Genomic DNA, 4549 nt, shown 5'->3' on the forward strand with positions numbered 1-4549 from the left:
GGAAACGCGCCAGTTCGCAGATTCCTGAGCGTGGGGAATCTGGAACCGGCGCGCGGGTTCGTCGTTCTGGCCGTTGCTGGGAGCGGGTTCCTGTCATCACCGCCCAGCATCTGGAACCGCTAGGTCCTGGCCCTAGCGGTGCGCTCTAAGCCAGTTCAGGACCCCCCGGGCGTCCTTGATCACTTTCGTGGATCTCCTATGCAGCCCGTCGTCGTCCTGGTATTCGTAGTCCTCGCGGATACCGACGTCGTCGGTGAACGTGTAGGTGAACGTCTCGCGATATGTGTACTTCCCGTCCGAGCCCCAGCCGTCACGGGTCCTGGGGCGAGGCGTAACAACGCGCCCCCTGTAGGTCTTGTCGTACTCGTCGAGGAAGTTGCCCAAAAACGCTGCCTCGTCGTCCGTCAGACGCGTGCCGGAGACGTCCAGATACTCGCCGATGTAGTCGCGGAGCTTCTTCTTCTCGTGTCGATCCACGCGTCCCTCTCTGTTCCTGTCCGGCGACCCGGATGGTTGCTCAGAACGATATTGATCATGTTGGGCGGCAGGCCCGGTGGATGTGGAATTGGGTGGCCGTTTCAGCGAGGGAGCTTGGAGGTCCGCTCCGGGTGGGCGGCGGTGATGTAGCGCATGGCGGTCGCCTCGGTGATGCCGAAGAGCCGCATGAGCGTGAGCGGGTCGCCCGTGGTGGACGCTTCGTTGAGGATCCGGTCCCGGCGCAGACCGTCGAGGGTCTGTCCCTTGGGCACGACCTTCTGCATGGTGATCCGGTGCACGGCCGGGTAGTCCGGGTCGGGCGCGGTCTTCTGGGTGACCAGCAGGTGGGGGTTGGCGCTGGTGGGCCATCGCTGGTGACGGTAGGTGAGCCAGTCGGCGGCCAGGCGGTGGGTGAGTTGCTCCAGGTAGAGGGTGTGCCGTCGCAGGCCGCGACATAGTTCGAGGGTTCCGCGGGCAAGGTTCAGGTCGCTGGTGAGTGCGGTGCGGATCTCGGCGGAGGGGACAGCGTGGATGGCTGCCAGAGCGATAGCGAGCCGGGCGAACGGGGTGCTGGCTTGATCAAGCAGACCGGCCAGAACGTCGGAAGGGACCGGTCGGGGGATGCTGGTCAGGTCGCCCACGGGCAGGCGGCGAGCAAGGTCGCGGAAGACCAGCCGTTCGCGCTTGAGCGCCCGGAACAAGCTGCGCAAAGCGATGGCGCGCTGGCGGCGGCCGGTCCCCTCCAGGCCGTTCATCGTGCCCTGAATGTGGTCGACGGTGACTTCCCGAAGCGTCGTCATGCCGGTCGCCGCCCAGGCGGTGAGGGTCGGCCGCAGGGTGGTCAGGTAACGGCGGATGCCTTCCCAGCTGCGCAGTTCGTTCTCCCGGGGGCCTTGGCGGCGGAGCGTCTGCACCCATGCGTCGACTTCCTTGGCGAGGGGTTGCGGCAGCGTGGCCAGGACCTTCTCGATCCAGGCCAGATCGGGGTCCCGGTGAAGTGCGGGATCGTCGACGAGCAGGTCACGAGCGCGCAGAAACTGGCAGACGGGCTTGGCCGCGAGATGCATGTCAAGGCGGGCGAGGTCGTGGACGTCGCGTTCGTAGAAGGCGTTCTCGCCTCCGAGCCAGTAGCCCAGGATCGTGAGGGTGCGGATGTTCTTGCTGAAGCCCGTCCCCTGCTGGTCGCGGCGTTGCTCGGCGAAGTCGTTCACCAACGCGGTGACCGCGTTCGTCAGCGGCAAGTCGGCCCAGGGGCGGCCCCGCAGTCGCACTAGCACCGGTGTCCAGTCGCGGCGGAGCGTGAACAGGGCTTCCTGTCCCGCGCCGATCGTTGCCGCCGGCATCCCGTCCAAGGTCACCGGCAGGGGGTCGTCGTCCTGTGGCAACGGGCTGGTTCCGCCCGGGCCGACGGGCAGGTCGATCAGCAACTGGGTGGCAGCGGGTCGGCTCTGATCGTCGTCGCGGTAGGGGTGGCAGGCACGGCAGTGGCCGGCGCTCAGCGCCAGTCCGTCCCTGCCGCAGCGCGTGCACTGGCCCGGCTGCCGGTGACGGCTCATGCGCCAGTCTCGGCACGGGTCGCAGCGGAATCCCGCATGCGGATTCTCGGGCAGCCAGGCGTTGCAGTCGCCGCACGAACGCGATGCGAGTCGTAGGTCAGGAACGGACTCGCTGGCCAGCAGTCCCGCGCGCAGCAGGACGACGCAGACCACGTCGCCAGACTTCGGCAGCTCCCGCAGCAGCAGTTCGCACGTCAGCTCAGCGCCGTCCGCCTCACGTATCGCCAGAGCGAGCCGGACCATCTCGGCGGCCTGGCATCGCCAGGCCTTGCTCATGCGGCGTTCGGCGGTCAGTGCCAACAGAGCGGGTTCGGCCTTCTCCCAGCCGGACAGCTGACGGGTGGCGATGGCACGGGCCGTATCGCGGGTCAGGGTGCGCGGCAGGACGAACAGGGGAAGCTGGCCCCACACCTGCGGCTCCAGCACGGAATGCCGGTCCCGTTCCACCGCGCGCTGCCTGTTCAGCCGGCGCTTCCACCCGGCACCCACCCCGGGCCCGCCGCTCCGGTTCATCACCAGTGGATTGGCGTGGGTGGCGTAGTGGCGGTAGGTGCCGACGGTGAGCTGGAGCGCACGCGGCTCCGCTCCCCGGATGCCCAGCACCCACTCCGCATCGCCCTCGGCCCGGATGGCCTGCACACACGGCTTACACAGGCCGTCGGATCCCAGGTGCGCATCGTGGCAGCACCGCGGGCAGACTCCGCGTACGGGATGTGCGCGGGCGAACTTCTCGCAGCCGGAGCAGACGCGCGCGGCCAGAACCGACCAGGTCTGGCACATCGAGCAGCTGCGGGCGGTCCCTTTCCCCCTGGCCATGAACGTTCCTCAGCTCGGAGGCAGTGAACGCGGCCCGCGGGCCGGGCGCGAGCGCGGGACCGGCCTCACCGGCCCCGCCGGATCGTGGTCGGCGCCGACCGCGGCCTGGCCGAAGTCCTCGACCGGTCGCGCGGCGACGGCCGGTTCGGCCTGGAGCAGATCGCCGACCGTGCAGCCGAGCGCCGCGCACATCAGGTCCAGGTCGTCCAGGCGGACCGTGACCGGTTGCCCGCCCCACAGGGCAGCGACCTTGCTCAGCGAGGGGTTGAACCCCACTTGCTGGAAGGCTGCCAGCACCTCGCTGGGCCGCCACAGGTCGCGCTGGGCGGCAACCATCCGCAGATTCCACTTCACCGCAGGTTCCCCTTGTCCATCACCAGTCGTTGGGCCGCTCGGTCACTGGCGGCCAGGTTCGCGTGCTCCGGGTCGGCGTGCGCGGTCGACATGTACCGCAACGTCGTGGTCGCCCAGGCGTGTCCGAGGACCTTCTGCACCTCCCACAACGTCATCCCGCGCTCGTAGTTGTGGGTTGCGCAGGCGTGGCGCAGCAGGTGCGGAAAGAGGTCGGTGACCGGACCGGTCAGGTAGGCATCGGCTGCGGCGTGCAGGGTCTTGCGGAATGCCGAGGGGCCGATTGCCGGGGCGATCGGCAGGTTCAGCGCCGCCACTGTGGTGGGCTTGCGCTCCGACGGCCACAGCGGCGCATTCGGGTGCTCGACGTCGTCGCCGAACTCTCCTCGGACCTCCTCGATGTACCACCAGAGCAGGGCCCGGCCTTCCTGGAACATGTATGCCTCGCGGGGCCGGGCCCCCGACCCGCCCGCGCCTTTGCCGAGCACGACGAATCGGCCCCACTGGCCCGATTCCCAGTGCAGGTCGCCCATGGACACCCCGCACAGTTCGTTGGCCCGGACTCCGGACAGGTAGGCGATCTTGGTCATCACGTAGTCGCGGCAGGCGACCAGGTACTTGCGGGCGTTCGGAAGATCCTCGCGCCAGCGGCCGAAGAAGTCCCGCATCGCCGTCTGCGAGGGCGGGATCCTCAGCCCGAAGTCGCCGCGGTGCCGTGGCCGGTTGAACGGGTCGATCGGCGACTCGACGCCATGCCCGAAGCGCCGCATGATCTCGCCGGCGTAGCGCTGTTCGAGGAACGCGAAGTACCCGTCGATCTTGCCGAACTTGGCGCGCAGGGTCGCCGGCGCCCGCTTCCCCGCCCCGGCGAAGTACCGGTCGACCTCGCGGGACGAGAGTTGCCACGGCACCGTGCCGTAGTACTCGCAGACCTCGACCACCGGCTTGATCAGTCCGTCCAGGGTCTTCGGCGCCAGCCCGGCCGCGTCACGCGCCCACTGGTACTCGGACAGGGTGTCGAGGAAGAAGCTCTCCTCATCCTGCGCCGAGATCCGGGCCTGGCGCCGCCGCTGGAGCGTGACGACGTCCGCAAGACCGGACTCGACCGACACCCCCGCCGGATCGACCGGGGCGGTCGGCTCCTGAGCGGGCCGCACAAGCGCCAGCACGCGACTTTGGGAATCTGCCACAAGCACGCAGATTACAGGCCTGGCTCGCAGAATCTGCGAGTTACCGCCTGAATCTCACATCATTGAGCGACGTACCGGTAACCCTGCTCCTGCCTGCTGACATGCCGTGGTGGTGCTCGGCGGGGACGGGTAGGAACCCGCGCGTACTCCAATAATCTC

Annotated in this window: 4 protein-coding genes; all 4 read right to left on the bottom strand. The window is 68.6% G+C overall.

Annotated features, from left to right (window positions below; translation table 11 throughout):
- Positions 1-132 precede the first annotated feature (132 nt).
- The gene (locus AB0D74_RS50220) at positions 133-477 is read right to left on the bottom strand and encodes a hypothetical protein (protein ID WP_362603361.1); all 345 of its coding nucleotides are present in this window, start codon (positions 475-477) and stop codon (positions 133-135) included.
- 101 nt (positions 478-578) lie between these two features.
- Positions 579-2672 carry a hypothetical protein gene (locus AB0D74_RS50225; RefSeq protein ID WP_362603364.1) on the bottom strand — a complete coding sequence of 698 codons (2094 nt, stop codon included), beginning with the start codon at positions 2670-2672 and terminating at the stop codon, positions 579-581.
- Between the two features lie 186 nt (positions 2673-2858).
- The gene (locus AB0D74_RS50230) at positions 2859-3203 is read right to left on the bottom strand and encodes a helix-turn-helix transcriptional regulator (protein WP_362603367.1); all 345 of its coding nucleotides are present in this window, start codon (positions 3201-3203) and stop codon (positions 2859-2861) included.
- Entirely contained in the window at positions 3200-4369 is a 1170-nt protein-coding gene (locus AB0D74_RS50235; protein WP_362603369.1) for a site-specific integrase, read from the bottom strand. Before AB0D74_RS50235 ends, AB0D74_RS50230 begins: the two co-directional genes overlap by 4 nt.
- Positions 4370-4549: the final 180 nt, after the last annotated feature.

The organism is Streptomyces sp. NPDC048278 (assembly GCF_040652195.1).
Classification (GTDB): Bacteria; Actinomycetota; Actinomycetes; order Streptomycetales; family Streptomycetaceae; genus Streptomyces.